We start from the raw sequence: 14,381 nt of genomic DNA on the forward strand, positions 1-14,381 counted from the left end.
GCGCATGACCGGATCCGCCCCCTTCCCCCACGCCCCGGAGCCGTCGGCGGCCGCACTGTGCGCACTGCTCGGCTCGCCCGACGCCCTCCGCGACCCCGCCGTCCGGGACCTGGCCGACCGGGCGCGGCAGCTGCTCACCGCGGGCGCGGACGCGGAGGAACTCGGCCGCTGCTACGCCGCGCTGGACACGGCGCTGCGCCGGGCCGGAGACGCGCGGGGGCTGGTCCACGACTCCCGCAGCACGCGGGTCCCCGGCGTCTCACCCGCCATCAAGGTCGCCGTCTGCCCCGGCCCGGCCCCGTGCGCCCGCGTCGAACGCGCCCGCGACCTGCTTCCCGCCCCGCCCTGCGCCGTCCACCGCACCCGCATGCACAAGCGCCGCCTCGGCACCGGACCGTGACTCCGGCATGAATCCCCTCCTCGCCACCCTGAGCGGCAAACTCACCGAACGCTGGCTGAACCTGCTGGTCCTCCCGGGCGCGCTGTTCCTGGCCGCCGCGGCCGTCGGCACCCGGCTCGGCCACCGGCACTGGCACGACGCCGACCGGCTGCGCGCCACGCTGGACGCCCTCGCGGACCGCCCCGCCCTCGACCGCACCGGAACGGCCGCCCTGCTGGTCGCCCTCGTCCTGCTCGCCGCCACGGCGGCCTCCCTCGCCGCACAGTTCCTCGGCGGCGGCATCGAGCGCTACTGGCTGCGTTCCGGCCGCGATCCCCTGTCCCGAGCCCTGACGCGGCGCCGTGCCCGCAGATGGCGGGAGCGCGACGCGCGCTACGAGGCGTCCCTCGACGGGATCACCGCACCCGGCGGCCGCCCGACCGCCACCCCGGAGACCCTGGCGCGCATCGAGAGGCTGCTCGCGGCCCGGGACCGCGTCGCACTGCACGAGCCCACCCGCCCCACCTGGTACGGAGACCGCGTCCAGGCGACGGCGGAACGCGTCCACGCCGGCTACGGCGTGGACCTCGCGGCGCTCTGGCCCCGGCTGTGGCTGATCCTCTCCGAACCCGCGGTACGCCAGATCCAGTCGGTCCGCACCGCCTTCACCGCCGCCGCCCGGCTGGCCGCCTGGGCCGCGGGCTACGCCCTGCTGGCCTGCTGGTGGTGGCCGGCGGCCCTGGTCGCGGCCGGCTGCGCCGCCGTCGCCCGCACCCGCGCGCACGACGCGCTGGACGCGTTCGCCGAACTCGTCGAGGCGGCCGTCGACGTCCACGCCAGGGAACTCGCCGAGCGGGTGGGCCTGGTGGGTCCGGCGGACCCGGCGGCGGTGCTGGGCCACGAGGCGGGGGAGTCGCTGTCGGAGCTGTTCCGCAAGGCGGTCTGAGGCGCGGGACGCGCCGCGCGCCGGATGCGCGTGCCGCCCGCGCGGCCGGGGCCCGCGGCCCGCGCCGCACCCGGCCCTGCCCGTGGGGCGTCCCGCCTGCGGCGCCGGCCCCCTGCCCGGCGTCCGCCGCGCCTGCCCGGAGGCCCGGTCGCGCCTCCGCCGTACCCGCCGCGCACCCGCCCGGTCGTGCCTGCGCCGTACCTGCCCGGCGTCCGCCGCGCCTGCCCGCCCGCCCGCCTGCGTCCCGCTTCCGGCCGGGCCTGCCGGGGTCCGCCCCGCGCCCACGGCGTCCCGCGCGTCTCGTCCTCAGCCGATGCCCTGGCGGTCGGGGGTGAGCGCGAACGCGCGGTCCGCCGCCTCCGGCACCGACCGCTCCACGGCCAGCACCAGCAGCGCCCGCTGCCGCTCCAGCGGCGCGCGGCGCGACTCCGGGACGATCCGCAGCAGGTCGTCGAAGCCCGCGGCCAGCCTCCGCGAGACCTGCGGATGGCCGACGGCGCAGCCCCGGATCTCCGAGAAGCCGAGGTCGACCAGGTCCCCCCACCCGGGGCCCTCCTGCACCAGGCGGACCACCTCCTGACGGTCCCGGTGGGCCACCGCGCCCAGCGGCACCGGCGCGGCCGCCGCCAGGAACTGCACGATCCGGTCGACGGCCTGCACCGCGGTCGTCGGATCGTTCACCGCAGGCGACAGGGCCCGCAACGCGATGTCCGAGAGCTGCCGGAGCCCGAACCCGAGATCCTGGTGGAAGGTGCGCTCCACGCCCACCGACACCGCCGAGCGCACCAACCGGTCCCACGGCAGCCCGGCGCGCCCGCCGTGCACGGCGATGAGCGGGGTGCCCGGCACCACGAAGTCCCCGATCCGCGGCACCAGCCGCAGCACCGCGCCGCGCCGGCGGGCGATCCGCACCAGCCGGGCGACGTGCACGTCACGCAGGGTGCCCGACCGTCCCGCGTGCGCGATCCGGGCCACCTCCGCAGGCAGCGGCTCCTCGCTCGGGGCCGCCGCACGCGTCTTGCCCAGCACCCGGAAGGCCTCCCGGGTCACGTGCTCCACCACCGGGCCCACCTTCATCAGCTGGAGCGTCTGCGTCACGTAGGCGATGAACAGCAGCAGGCTCAGCGCCACCAGCACCAGGGTGACCGCGCTCTGCACCAGCGGCACCGACACGACCTTCGCCGGGTCGGTCTCGCTGTCGTACGAGGAGAGCACCAGCAGCGACAGCAGGAACGTCGCCAGGAACACGGCGAAGGTGAGCTTGCTGATCCGGCTGCGGATGAAGATCCGCACGACGCGCGGACTGAAGTTTCCCGCCGCCATCTGCACCGCGACCAGCGAGATGCTGAAGACGACACCGATGAAGGTCATCATCGCGGACGAGATCGTCGTCACGATGACCTTGGCGTCCTCGGCCCAGGAGACGAGCGTGCGCACCGTCTCGTAGTCCTGGTCCTGCTGGAGCGTGTCCAGGACCGCGGTGTCCAGCGCGTCCGCTGCGATCCACAGCAGGAGGACCAGGACCAGCGCCAGCGTGGGCGCGAACCAGAACGTGTCGCGCAGGTGCTCGCGGAGCGGGGACAGCGGGCGGGGCCGCCGACGGGTGCGTTGACTCACCCGCCGACGGTAGCCACTGCGCACGGCAACGAGGCGGATACACGCTGCAACAGGCGCGCGGCCTCGTCTCCCACCTGCCCTGACCACGCAATATGTGGGTGAGAGGCACCTCGTTCCCCTGGTATTGTTGTCCATGTCGCCGCGGGAGACCGGGGCCGACCACCTGGTCCGGGTGGCGGAATGGCAGACGCGCTAGCTTGAGGTGCTAGTGCCCTTTATCGGGCGTGGGGGTTCAAGTCCCCCCTCGGACACCAGTGAAGACCCCACATGATGTGGGGTCTTTTCGTCTGTCCGGGTACGTCCCGGTGGATCGAGGTCTGCTTCGTTGCTGAGACTGCTCCAGCGGGCAGGGCAGCTCGGGACTCGAACGGTTCGGGGCACAGGTCACCAGGGCTACCGAATGAAACTCGGTGCCGCTCAGGTAGTGCCCCAGCGACACGTCCCCGCCCCAGGTCAGCCGCTCCACTGCCGTCGTCACCAGAGACTCCAGCCGAGTCGTGTCCCGGTCCGCCGGTGAGGCGAACCGCGGCGCGGTCTCCCGCAACCGGTGGCCGAGCCATTGCCCCGCCGCCTCCGGCTCCTCCCACGTGCCTCTGACCGCCCCCGGCGTCATCAGCCAGTGAGCCGTCTGCATGGGCGGCAGCCCGGTCACACCGAACTGGGCGACCACTTCCCGCCGGCGCTCCACCAGCCGATGCGCCGCCGTGTCGCCCTGGCCTGCCGACGGTGGCGGGTGGGGGTGCGGGGGCCGCCGCAGCGCTTCGTCGTCGAAGGTCCTCTTCTCTCCGACCCAAGCGAAACCGTGGTGGTGCACTGCCGCTCCGTTCCGGGAAGGGCGACGACTCCGCCCGTCGGAGGCGGGCGGAGCCGTCGGTCAGGTGGTTCTGCGGAGTCAGGCGGAGAGGCCGAAACGGGCAGGGTCGACCCCTGCCTCGTTCAGCTCCGCTGTGGTGAACCGCAGCGGCTCGGCGTCCGGCCGCTTGCTGTCGCCCATGGCCCACGCGTCCGGGCCGATCCTGGCGAGCGTCACGCACGCCTCGCCGTCCGGGTGCGTGTTGCCGCCGCATGCCGTGTGGAACTCGGCTCCCTGGATGGGGAGCCCGTACAGGTCGGCCATCGCCGTGTCCTTCCTGATCTGCCCGACGGCCGCGTCGGAGCCGGCCGTCCCCCGTCCCTGGCGGACGGAAGTCGGCGTGCTTCGAAAAGCCCTTGGGCTCGCGCGGGTCACCCTCGGCCGCAACCGCTCCGCCGCCTGCACGGTGCCCGTCATGGCGATCTCCCGTCGCTTCCGAAGCCGCTGGGACGACCCTAGGAACTGGCGAGTCCACGCGGCTACGTCCTTGCACGGCCTTGCATGCGGACTACCCGAGAGAGGTAATCGCCTCAGAGATCAGCGCCCGGGCAGCTGCCCCGTGCACCGCGATCTCGGCCAGTTGTGAGAACGCCTTCGCGTAGGTGGCGACCTCGCTGGGAGCGGTCACGTTGACGGCCGCCGTGAGCAGCTCGACGCTCGCTCGGCGGTTGTCGAACAGGTAGAAGGCCTCCAGGGGCCAGACATGACGCCGCGTCGTGAACGGGATGACGCCGAGGCTCACGTTCGGCAGGGCCATGACTGCCAGAAGGTACCCCAGCTGCCCGGCCATGGTGGCCTCGTCTCCGATCCGGTACCGGAGTACCGTTTCTTCCATAAGCAGGGCGAACCGGTGGTCACCCTCATGAAGAACGCGGGAGCGTTCGATCCGGGAGGCCGCGGCCGTATCCGAATCATCCGGGGTTCCCTGGAAGGCGGCGATGCTCGAGAGCAACGCTGCTGCGTAGGCCTCGGTCTGCAGCATCCCGGGGACCACGTTCGAGCAGTACACCCGGAAGTGGCGCGTCTGCCGGTACAGGGGAACGACTTCCTCCTGAGCCCGGCGCATGCCGTGCCGGTGAAGCTTCTGCCAGTGCACGTACATCTGATCGGCTTGCCGATTCGCCGCGACCAGGTCCTCCGCCTGACTCCCGGCTCCGCACGCCTCGCACCAGGCGCGGATGTCGGCGTCGGACGCGGGTGTCCTGGCCCGCTCGATGCGTGACGACTTGGCCGGGCTCCAGCCGCAGCGGAGGGCCAGCTCATGCCCGGTCAGCTCCGCCTCTCTGCGCAGGCCCCCGAGACGGACGGCGATGGCTTCACGGGCAGCCTGGGCACTGGACGAGGGGGATGCAGACATGAGTTGGCTCTTCGTGATTCGTCAGGTCAGACCGAGTACTTCTCGTGGGGGACACCGCGTTCCCACACGTGCTCGAACGCTGCGGAGGAGAGCGCCGCAACGGCCGGCTCCGACCGTACCTCCCAACCGGGATCGGACCAGTCCCCCTCCCCGGTGAAGTGGTTGAAGAGCACGATCTCCCCGTCGAACACCCAGCAGTCGTTTCCGGGGAGGGCGATGTCGGAAGCCCGGCGGCGGGGCAGCCAGCGCACCTCTTCGCCGGCGTGGATGTTCACCACGGTGCCGGCGTGCTCGAACCGGATGTACTCCGTGACCGGCTCCGACACCACACGGGCGCGGCGCACGACGACTCCCCGGGCCACGGTTCGGCGCATCAGGTCGACCCAGGGTGCCCAATAGGCAGAGTCAGGGTCCACGTCACGTCGGCCTGTGCGCTGCCAGTTCTCGAAGTCCTCGGCCTCGTCGCCCACCCCGTACGTGTCGCGCATCTCCAGATGAACCGCCGAGTGCCGGGCCGCCGCCAGCAGTTCGTCAAAGCCCGGTTCCTTCTGCGACATCGCACGCCTTCCTCAGCATCGGCGCCATGCGGGCCGGAATCCGGATCACCGCTTCGTGCGACGGAATGCCCGGCGCGTGGCCGGGGGCCTCGAACGCGGCGCACTCCGCCTCGAGCGTCCCGTCCGCCTTCCAGCCTTGAAGCACCAGCTCCCTCGTGTTCTCGTCCACCCACACGGTGGGGGAACCCTGCTGCCCCGTGTCCGGGTCGATCCCGATGAACCGTAGTGCCATGCCCGCCTCCGGTCTCGATCGGCTTGCGCCACCTTGCACGAGCATCATCCCGGCCGCTTCCGGACGTCAAGGCGGATGTTCGTTCGCAGAGCCCTCAGGTGGTGGTTTCCGGCCATATGCAACGCTGATGCCGGGAGCCGGCCGTGTGGCCGTGACCCCGGTCGTGCGAGATCCCGCCGGCTCCGAGGGGCGGCGTCGTCCGGCCGAGGATTGCGCCGTCACCGCCGTGGGCGACCGGGGACCGCACAGCCGGCCCGCGGGTCAGCGGAGCAGAGCGAGGGCCGCCGCCAGGACGCGGCCGGTGTCGGGTTCGCCGCCCGTCGAGGTGTCGATCTCCAGGGCGGCGCCCGCCCGGGCCGGCGGGGCGAAGCGCGCGGGTGTCATCTCGCCCCGCAGGAACTGGGCCAGCAGGTGCCGGTCCACCTTCCCGCCGCCGTCGGTACGGGCGCGCAGGCGCGCCTCGACGACGTCGTCGCGGGCGACGACGTGCACGGCGAGCACACGGGCGTCGCCTTCGTCCAGTGCGTCCAGCAGGTCGTGCGAGAGCACCGAGGACTCCACGACGAATCCGGCGCCCGCCGCCGCGAGGAGCCGGGCCGTGGCGACCATCGCGGTCTCGGCGCGGGCGCTGAGCGGGCCGCCCGCGATGTGGAAGCCGGGGCCGAGCCGGACGCTCCCGTCCTCGGCGGCGGAGGCGGTGGACAGGGCGAGACCGAGCTTGAACTCGTCCCGCGTCAGCAGGGGCACGCCGAGGCGGCGTGCCGTCGCGCGGGCGACCGTGGTCTTCCCCGCCCCCGGTGATCCGCAGACGGCGACGACCAGGGGCCTCTCCTCAACCGGCATCCGCCGATCGTGCCGGATCGCGTGCGTCCCCGTCCACGGGGGCTCCGCGGACGGGGACGTGGCCGGCGGGTCCGGCCGGGGTCCCGGCCGGACCCGTCCGCCAGTGGACGGTCAGCGGACCGGCTCCGCCGACGGCTCGGCCGCAGGGCCGGCCCCGCCCGAGCCGTCGGTCGCCGTCCCGGCCGCGTCCCGCTCCCGGTCAGCCGCGTCCCGCTCCCGGTGAGCCGCGTCCCGCTCCGCGACCGCGGGGCTCTCGCCCCCGTCGAGGGCGACGCCCTTCGTCTCCTTGCCGAGCAGCAGGGCGACCAGGGTCAGCACCGCCATCGACGAGAGGTAGACGCCGACCAGCCACGGCGAACCGTCACCGGCCTCCCACAGGGCCACCGCGACGAACGGGGCGACGGCCGCGCCGAGGATGGAGCTGACGTTGTAGGAGATGCCGGAACCGGTGTAGCGCACGCTGGTCGGGAACAGCTCCGGCAGCAGCGCGCCCATCGGGCCGAAGGTCATGCCCATCAGGGTGAAGCCGAGGACCAGCCACAGGACGACGCCCAGCGTTCCCGAGCCGGTCAGCGGCACCCACAGCAGGCCGAAGACCACGATGGCGGCGGTGACCGCGATCAGTGTGGCGCGGCGGCCGTACCGGTCGGCGAGCGGGCCGGAGATCAGGGTGAACGCGGCGAAGAACAGCACGCCGAAGATCATCATCAGGACGAAGGTGGTGTAGCCGTACCCCAGGCCGGGCACGGCGGCGTCCTTCGCAGTGCGGCCGTAGCTCAGCGAGAACGTGGTCATCAGATAGAAGAGCACGTACGTCGCCAGCATGAAGAAGGTGCCGAGGATCAGCTGGCGCCAGTGGCTGCGGAAGGCGGTGGCCAGCGGCAGCTTGCGGACCAGTCCGGCCTCGCGGGTCTGCGAGAAGACCGTCGACTCGACGAGGCGCATCCGCACCCACAGGCCGATCGCCACCATCACCGCGGAGAACAGGAACGGCACGCGCCAGCCCCACTCCAGGAACGCCTCGGACGGCTGCGACGGGTCGGCGCCGGCCGCGGAGGGCAGCAGCGCGCCGATGACCAGGAAGAGCCCGTTGCCGATGATGAAGCCCAGCGGGGCGCCAAGCTGCGGGAACGTGCCGTACAGGGCGCGCTTGCCGCTCGGCGCGTTCTCGGTCGCCACCAGGGCGGCACCGCTCCACTCCCCGCCGATCGCGAAGCCCTGGGCGAGCCGCATCAGCACCAGCAGCGCGGTGGCGATCCAGCCCGCCTGCTCGTAGGTGGGCAGGACGCCGATGAGGAACGTCGCGATGCCCATGGTCAGGAGGGAGGCCACCAGCGTGGCCTTGCGTCCGATGCGGTCGCCGAGGTGTCCGAAGACGATGGCACCGATCGGGCGGGCGACCATGGCGGCGCCGAAGACGGCGAACGAGGAGAGGAGTGCCGTGGTCGGATCGCTGCTCGGGAAGAAGAGCGTGGGGAAGACCAGGACGGCGGCCGTCGCGTAGATGTAGAAGTCGTAGAACTCGATCGTCGTGCCGATGAGGCTCGCGACGAGGACGCGCGACCGCGAGTTGACGGGGGCCTGGGCTCGGTCGGTGTGTGGTGCGGGCATCGCTCGGTCTTTCACGGTCGTTCAGGCGCTGCGGAGGCCGGGCGGCGCGTGCGGGCCCTCGGGCCCGCACACGGAGCGGGGTCTCCCTGTACGAGATCCGTGCAGGGGGCACGGGTTTGCTCACGATCTCAGACATCTCATTCCTCAGGCGTCACGTCTCGCCATATGGGACGCGAGAGTGGGTGGCCGCCTCCCCGCGGATGCCGCGGCCGCTCCGGCGAAGATGCAGGTCAGCCTCCGGGCCGCCCCGACGGGTACTAGGGTTCCGGCGTGGACTACCCGAACGACCAGCATCCCGGCGCGCCCGTCCGCGGCGGTGTGCCCGAACACGGGCGCATCCCCAAGTACTACGCGGTGAAGGCCGGGTTGAGCGCGCTGATCGGTGAACTCGGCGAAGGGGAGACGCTGCCCACCGAGCGGGACCTCGCCCTCCGGTTCGACGTGGCGCGCGAGACCGTGCGCCAGGCCCTGCGGGAGCTCGTGCTCGAAGGCCGGCTGCGCCGCAGCGGGCGGGGCACGGTCGTCGCCGGCCCCAAGCTGGAGCAGCCGCTCGCCCTCGCCAGCTACACCGAGGGAGTGCGCCGCCAGGGCCGTGAGCCGGGGCGTGCGCTGATCTCGCTCGACCGCTTCCCCTGCCCCCCGGCGCTCGCCGGGGAGCTGGAGGCGGAGCGCGGTGAGCCGGTCTGGCACCTGGAGCGGGTGCTGCTCGCCGACGACGAGCGGGTGGGGCTGGAGAGCACCTATGTCACCGTTGCGCGCGTTCCCGGCCTCGACCGGGACTTCGACCCGGACTCCTCCTTCTACGCGTATCTGGCCGAGCGGCCGGGCCTCGCGTTCGGGCGGGCCGACGAGCGGATCGAGACCGTGCTCGCGACCCCGCGCGAGGCGCTGCTCATCGGTACGCCCCCCGCCCTGCCGATGCTGCTCATCCATCGGGTCTCCCGCGACACGGCGGGCAGGCCGCTGGAGCGGGTGCGGACGCTCTTCCGCGGGGACCGGTTCAGCTTCACGGTGCAACTGGGGCGCGAGGGCTGATCCGCTGACGGTGCGTCTCCTCCGTCGATCCGCAACGGTCCCGGACTGGGCCAGGACTGGTCCCGAACTGGTCCCGAAATTAATCTCGAAACGGTAACGGGTCTAGTCCAAGATTGAGGGGTCGTTCACCTTCCCGTCGCCGCGCCGTTCGCACCGGGTCACCGCTCCCCGGGAGTTTGGGCCGCGTGAGAGTCATCGTCGTAGGAGCCGGCGTGGTGGGCACCATGCACGCCTGGCATGCACTGGAACGCGGCCACGAGGTCGTGCAGATCGAGCGGGAGGCCGAGGCGCGCGGCGCCTCCCTGCGCAACTTCGGCCAGATATGGGTCAGCGGCCGGGCCGGGGGAGAGGAACTGGAGACCGCACTGCGCGCACGCGCGCTGTGGGAGGACATCGGCGCCCGCGTCCCGGGCCTCGGCTTCCGCGCCAACGGTTCGCTCACCCCCGTCCGCGGTGAGCACGAACTCGCCGTCGCCGAGGCCGCGGCGGGCCGCGAGGACGCCCCCGCCCGCGGGCACACCCTCCTCACCGCATCCGAGGCACGGCGGCTGAACCCGGCCCTGCGGGGCGACTTCGACGCCGCCCTGCACTGCGCCCAGGACGCCGCCGTCGAACCCCGGACCGCTCAGCTCGCGCTCCGCGCGGAGCTGTCGAAGAACCCCGCGTACACCTTCCTCCCCGGTCGTGAGGTCCGCGAGGTCGTGGGAGAGCACGCGGTCCGCGACGACCACGGCGACGTGCACACCGGCGACGCCGTCGTCCTGTGCACCGGCGCCTGGCTGAGCGGCCTCGTCCGCGAACTCGTGCCGGAGCTGCCGGTGCGCCGGGTGCGCCTCCAGATGATGCAGACCGCCCCGCTGGGCGAACCGCTGACCACGTCCGTCGCCGACGCCGACAGCTTCCGCTACTACCCCGCCTACCGCTCACCCGCCCTCGACGCCCTCGGCGCCGCGCAGGAGCAGACGCCGACCGCGGCCGCCTACCGGATGCAGCTGCTGATGGTCCAGCGCCTCGACGGCGGACTGACCATCGGCGACACCCACGAGTACGAGCACCCCTTCGCCTTCGACACCGTCGAGGACCCCTATGACCACCTCGCGCGCGTCGTCGAGTCCTTCCTCGGCCGACCGCTGCCGGCGGTCCGCCGCCGCTGGGCCGGCGTCTACGCCCAGTGCACCGACACCTCCCGCGTCGTCCACCGGCAGCAGGTCCGGGACGGCGTCTGGCTGGTCACCGGGCCCGGCGGGCGCGGCATGACCTGTTCCCCGGCGATCGCCGAGACCACCGCGAACACCCTTGGCTGGTGACTGAGTTGAACCCCGCAACGCCGCCCCCGCACGCTCCCGCGACCGCCCCGCACGCCCCGGCGGCCGCCCCGAACCCCGCGACGCCGCCCCCGCACGCTCCCGCGGCCGCCCGGACGCCCCGCATCCGGCTGGTCGTCCTCGACATGGCCGGCACCACCGTCGCCGACGGCGGCCTCGTCGAGGACGCCTTCTCGCGCGCCGCCGAACGGCTCGGGGTCGAGCCCGGCACCGACGACCACGCCGAGAAGCTCCGGTACGTCCGCGCCACCATGGGAGAGTCGAAGATCACCGTCTTCCGCGCGCTGTTCCACGACGAGGCCAGGGCGCAGCAGGCCAACGCCGCGTTCGAGGAGGAGTACGGCCGGCTCGTCGCCGGCGGCCGCGTCGCCCCCGTCCCCGGCGCACGCGAGGCCGTCGAGGAACTCGCCGCCGCGGGCCGCACGGTCGTGCTGAGCACCGGCTTCGCCCGCGTCACCCAGGACGCCCTCCTCGACGCGCTCGGCTGGCGCGGCCTCGTCGGGCTCACCCTCTGCCCCGCCGACGCGGGCGGCCGCGGCCGCCCCTGGCCCGATCTGGTGCTCCACGCCCTGCTGCGCACCCGTGCCGCGGACGACGTCCGCGAGGTCGCCGTGGCCGGCGACACCGCCTACGACATGCTCAGCGGCCTACGCGCCGGGGCCGGAGTCGTCGCGGGTGTGCTCACCGGCGCGCACGACGAGCAGACACTGCGCGCGGCGGGCGCCACCCACGTCCTCGGCTCCGTCGCCGGACTGCCCGCCCTGATCGACGGGACGGGCTGATGGACGGCGGCATCCGCTTCGACGGCGTCACCGTCGCCTACGACGGCACTGTCGTCCTCGACCACCTCGACCTCACCGTCGAGCCCGGTGAGGTCATGGCCCTGCTCGGCCCCTCCGGCTCCGGCAAGACCACCGCGCTGCGCGCCGTCGCCGGCTTCGTACGCCCCGCCTCCGGCCGCGTGTTCCTCGGCGGCCGCGACGTGACCGGCCTGCCACCGCACCGCCGCGGCATCGGCATGGTCGTGCAGAGCTACGCGCTCTTCCCGCACCTGTCGGTCGCCGAGAACGTCGCCTTCGGTCTCCGGGCCCGCAAGGAACCCCGGGCCGCGATATCCGGACGGGTCGCCGATGCCCTGGAGATGACCGGTATGGCGGACTTCGCCCGCCGGTACCCGCGCGAGCTCTCCGGCGGCCAGCAGCAGCGCGTCGCCATCGCCCGGGCGCTCGCCGTACGGCCCGGTGTGCTGCTCCTGGACGAGCCGCTGTCCGCGCTGGACGCCCGGCTGCGCTCCGACATGCTCGCCGAACTCGCCCGCATTCACCGCGAACTGCCCGACGTCACGATCCTCTACGTCACCCACGACCAGGTCGAGGCGCTCACGCTCGCCGACCGGATCGCGGTCATGGACCGGGCACGGCTGAGGGATTGCGGCACCCCGCAGGAGCTGTACCGCAGCCCCCGCACCGAGTTCACCGCCTCCTTCGTCGGCAACGCCAACCTGCTGCCGGTCTCCCTCGGTCCGGCCGGCTCGGTCGTCCTCGACGGTGTTCCGCTCACGGTGTCCGGACGCAGCGGCGCCTGCCCCGGCACCACCGCCACCCTCTGCGTACGCCCCCACCTCGTCGGACTCGGCGAGGGCCCCAACACGCTCCACGGCAGCGTCACCGAGGTCCAGTGGCGCGGCGCGACCCACCGCGTCCACGTCGACGTCGGCGGCCGGCCCCTGATGGCCGACGTGCGCGAACTGCGCGAGCCCCCGGCCGTCGGCGACCGGATCGCGCTGCACTTCGCCCCCGAGGACGGGGTGCTGCTCGGCGCGGGGGCCGCACATGGCTAGGCCGCCCGCCACCTCGGCGGACGCCGCCGTCCCCGTACCCCGGCCCGCCCTCTCGCCGGACGCCGCTCGCCCCGGCACGGGGACCTCCGCGCAGACGGCCTCCGAGGATGCGGCGCGGCCGGCTGGGACGACGTCCGCGACGCCTGCCCCGGCGGCCGCCCCGCGCGGTACCCGGATGCGCACGGCACCGCTCTGGGCCCTGCCGCCCCTCGCCGTGCTCGGCCTCGTCTTCCTCTACCCGCTCGCCCTCGTCGTCCAGCAGTCCCTCCAGCCCGCCACGGGCGGCACCACGCTCCGGCCGTACGCCGACGTGTTCGCCTCAGGCGCCTTCAGGGAGGCGCTCGGCACCACCGTGTGGCTGGCCGTCGGCTCGACCGCCGGATGCGTCGTCCTCGGCTTCCTCCTCGCGCTCGTCGTCGCCTTCGTGCCCTTCCCCGGGGCCCGCTCGGTCTCCCGGTTCATCGACGTCTTCCTCTCCTTCCCGTCGTTCCTCATCACGCTCGCGCTGCTGTTCGTCTACGGCACCGTGGGCATGGCCAACGGGCTGTGGACCGACGTGACCGGGGACGCCGCCGGGCCCTTCCGGTTCCTGACCACGCCATGGGGCGTGCTCCTGGCGGAGATCACGTACTTCACACCGTTCGTGATGCGCCCGCTGCTCGCCGCCTTCTCCCAGCTGGACACCGCGCAGATCGAGGCCGCCGCCTCGCTCGGCGCCCGCGCCCCGCGCATCGTCCGGCAGGTGATCCTCCCCGAGGCGCTGCCGGCGCTCGCGGCCGGCGGCAGCCTGGTGCTCGTCCTCAGCATGAACGAGTTCGGGATCGTCCTGTTCACCGGCGCCAAGGACGTCACGACGCTGCCGATGCTCGTCTACAGCAAGGCGATCCTGGAGTCCGACTACCCGGCCGCCTGCGTCGTCGCCGTCGTCAACATCGCGATCTCCGTGGGCCTCTACGGTCTCTACCGGGTGGTGAGCCGCCGTGCTCGTGCATAGCCGCAAGGGCCGCTGGGCCGTCTGGACCGGCTTCCTCCTCGTCTTCGTCCCGGTCTTCGCCCTGCCGCTGCTGGTGATCGTGGCCGCCTCGTTCGCCACCCACTGGTCGAGCGCCTTCCCCTCCGGGTTCACCACCGCGAACTACGCCGCCGCCACCCGGAGCGAAGCTCTCCGGGCGCTCACCACCAGCCTGGTCACCGCCCTCGCCGCGAGTGCCCTCGCGCTCGCCCTGGGCACCTGGGCCGCTCTTGCCGCGGCCGGACTGCGGGAGCGCGGACGCCGGATCGTGGACGCCCTGTTCATGCTGCCGGTCGCGGTGCCCAGCGTCGTCGTCGGCCTCGCCGTCCTCGTCGCCTTCTCCCGGCCCCCGTTCCTGCTGAACGGCACGAGCACGATCGTCGTCCTCGCGCACACGGTGCTCGTCACCGCCTTCGCCCACCAGTCGGTCTCCGCCGCGATCGTGCGGCTGGACCCGGCGTACGAGCAGGCCGCCGCCTCGCTCGGCGCCCGGCCCCGGTACGTCCTGTGGCGGGTGAAGCTGCCGCTGCTGCTGCCGTCCCTGACCGGGGCCGCCGGGCTGTGCTTCGCCCTGTCCATGGGCGAACTGAGCGCCACGATGATGCTCTACCCGCCCGACTGGACCCCGCTTCCCGTCCACGTCTTCACCGCCACCGACCGCGGCCGGCTCTTCACCGGCTCCGCCGTCGCCGTGGTCCTGATGGCCGTCACCCTGCTCGTGCTGCTGGCCGTCTCCCGTATCCGCACCAGAGCGTCCTACCGCTGACCCCCGTT

15 protein-coding genes, 1 tRNA gene and 1 pseudogene are annotated in these 14,381 nt (G+C 73.3%); 9 read left to right on the forward strand and 8 right to left on the reverse strand.

What is annotated here, in order from left to right; all coding sequences use genetic code 11:
- Positions 1-4: 4 nt before the first annotated feature.
- Together IAG43_RS27590 and IAG43_RS27595 are read left to right on the forward strand one after the other, a co-directional pair.
- Entirely contained in the window at positions 5-400 is a 396-nt protein-coding gene (locus tag IAG43_RS27590) for a hypothetical protein (protein WP_187743383.1), read from the forward strand.
- 7 nt (positions 401-407) lie between these two features.
- The gene (locus IAG43_RS27595) at positions 408-1,325 is read left to right on the forward strand and encodes a hypothetical protein (protein ID WP_187743384.1); all 918 of its coding nucleotides are present in this window, start codon (positions 408-410) and stop codon (positions 1,323-1,325) included.
- Positions 1,326-1,631: 306 nt separating this feature from the next.
- Here IAG43_RS27595 and IAG43_RS27600 read toward each other — a convergent pair whose 3' ends face one another.
- Positions 1,632-2,942: a DUF2254 domain-containing protein gene (locus IAG43_RS27600; RefSeq protein WP_187743385.1), complete on the reverse strand. Its 1,311-nt coding sequence runs from the start codon at positions 2,940-2,942 to the stop codon at positions 1,632-1,634.
- Between the two features lie 166 nt (positions 2,943-3,108).
- Here IAG43_RS27600 and IAG43_RS27605 point away from each other — a divergent pair.
- Positions 3,109-3,196 (forward strand) — tRNA-Leu (locus IAG43_RS27605).
- Between the two features lie 86 nt (positions 3,197-3,282).
- Here the strand turns inward: IAG43_RS27605 and IAG43_RS34670 are convergent.
- The 7 genes and pseudogenes from IAG43_RS34670 to IAG43_RS27635 form a co-directional block, all read right to left on the reverse strand.
- Positions 3,283-3,756: pseudogene (locus IAG43_RS34670) on the reverse strand (hypothetical protein); the annotation flags it as partial.
- Positions 3,757-3,834: 78 nt separating this feature from the next.
- Positions 3,835-4,059: a DUF397 domain-containing protein gene (locus IAG43_RS27610; RefSeq protein WP_187743386.1), complete on the reverse strand. Its 225-nt coding sequence runs from the start codon at positions 4,057-4,059 to the stop codon at positions 3,835-3,837.
- A gap of 244 nt (positions 4,060-4,303) precedes the next feature.
- Positions 4,304-5,152, reverse strand: a complete 849-nt coding sequence (locus IAG43_RS27615) for a helix-turn-helix domain-containing protein (protein ID WP_187743387.1) — start codon at positions 5,150-5,152, stop codon at positions 4,304-4,306.
- Positions 5,153-5,178: 26 nt separating this feature from the next.
- Positions 5,179-5,709, reverse strand: coding sequence for a DUF6879 family protein (locus IAG43_RS27620; protein WP_187743388.1), 531 nt, complete (start codon positions 5,707-5,709; stop codon positions 5,179-5,181).
- Positions 5,684-5,941: a hypothetical protein gene (locus IAG43_RS27625; RefSeq protein WP_187743389.1), complete on the reverse strand. Its 258-nt coding sequence runs from the start codon at positions 5,939-5,941 to the stop codon at positions 5,684-5,686. The genes IAG43_RS27620 and IAG43_RS27625 overlap by 26 nt, the downstream gene beginning before the upstream one ends.
- A gap of 261 nt (positions 5,942-6,202) precedes the next feature.
- On the reverse strand, positions 6,203-6,784 hold the full coding sequence (locus IAG43_RS27630) for a P-loop nucleotide/nucleoside kinase family protein (protein ID WP_187743390.1): 582 nt from the start codon (positions 6,782-6,784) through the stop codon (positions 6,203-6,205).
- A gap of 111 nt (positions 6,785-6,895) precedes the next feature.
- Complete coding sequence (locus tag IAG43_RS27635) at positions 6,896-8,395, reverse strand: MFS transporter (RefSeq protein WP_246574587.1); 1,500 nt, start codon at positions 8,393-8,395, stop codon at positions 6,896-6,898.
- Positions 8,396-8,665: 270 nt separating this feature from the next.
- Between IAG43_RS27635 and IAG43_RS27640 the strand changes: the two genes are divergently transcribed.
- From IAG43_RS27640 to IAG43_RS27665, 6 genes are all read left to right on the forward strand, one after another.
- On the forward strand, positions 8,666-9,430 hold the full coding sequence (locus tag IAG43_RS27640) for a GntR family transcriptional regulator (protein ID WP_187743391.1): 765 nt from the start codon (positions 8,666-8,668) through the stop codon (positions 9,428-9,430).
- Between the two features lie 185 nt (positions 9,431-9,615).
- The gene (locus IAG43_RS27645) at positions 9,616-10,737 is read left to right on the forward strand and encodes a TIGR03364 family FAD-dependent oxidoreductase (RefSeq protein ID WP_187743392.1); all 1,122 of its coding nucleotides are present in this window, start codon (positions 9,616-9,618) and stop codon (positions 10,735-10,737) included.
- A 122-nt stretch (positions 10,738-10,859) separates the two neighbouring features.
- The gene (locus IAG43_RS27650) at positions 10,860-11,537 is read left to right on the forward strand and encodes a phosphonatase-like hydrolase (protein WP_281403999.1); all 678 of its coding nucleotides are present in this window, start codon (positions 10,860-10,862) and stop codon (positions 11,535-11,537) included.
- Positions 11,537-12,595, forward strand: a complete 1,059-nt coding sequence (locus tag IAG43_RS27655; RefSeq protein WP_187743393.1) for an ABC transporter ATP-binding protein — start codon at positions 11,537-11,539, stop codon at positions 12,593-12,595. Before IAG43_RS27650 ends, IAG43_RS27655 begins: the two co-directional genes overlap by 1 nt.
- A complete protein-coding gene (locus IAG43_RS27660; RefSeq protein WP_187743394.1) occupies positions 12,588-13,589 on the forward strand; it encodes a 2-aminoethylphosphonate ABC transporter permease subunit in 1,002 nt (333 codons plus the stop codon). Before IAG43_RS27655 ends, IAG43_RS27660 begins: the two co-directional genes overlap by 8 nt.
- Complete coding sequence (locus IAG43_RS27665) at positions 13,576-14,373, forward strand: ABC transporter permease (protein WP_187743395.1); 798 nt, start codon at positions 13,576-13,578, stop codon at positions 14,371-14,373. The genes IAG43_RS27660 and IAG43_RS27665 overlap by 14 nt, the downstream gene beginning before the upstream one ends.
- Positions 14,374-14,381 lie beyond the last annotated feature (8 nt).

The organism is Streptomyces genisteinicus (assembly GCF_014489615.1).
In the GTDB taxonomy this organism is placed as follows: domain Bacteria; phylum Actinomycetota; class Actinomycetes; order Streptomycetales; family Streptomycetaceae; genus Streptomyces; species Streptomyces genisteinicus.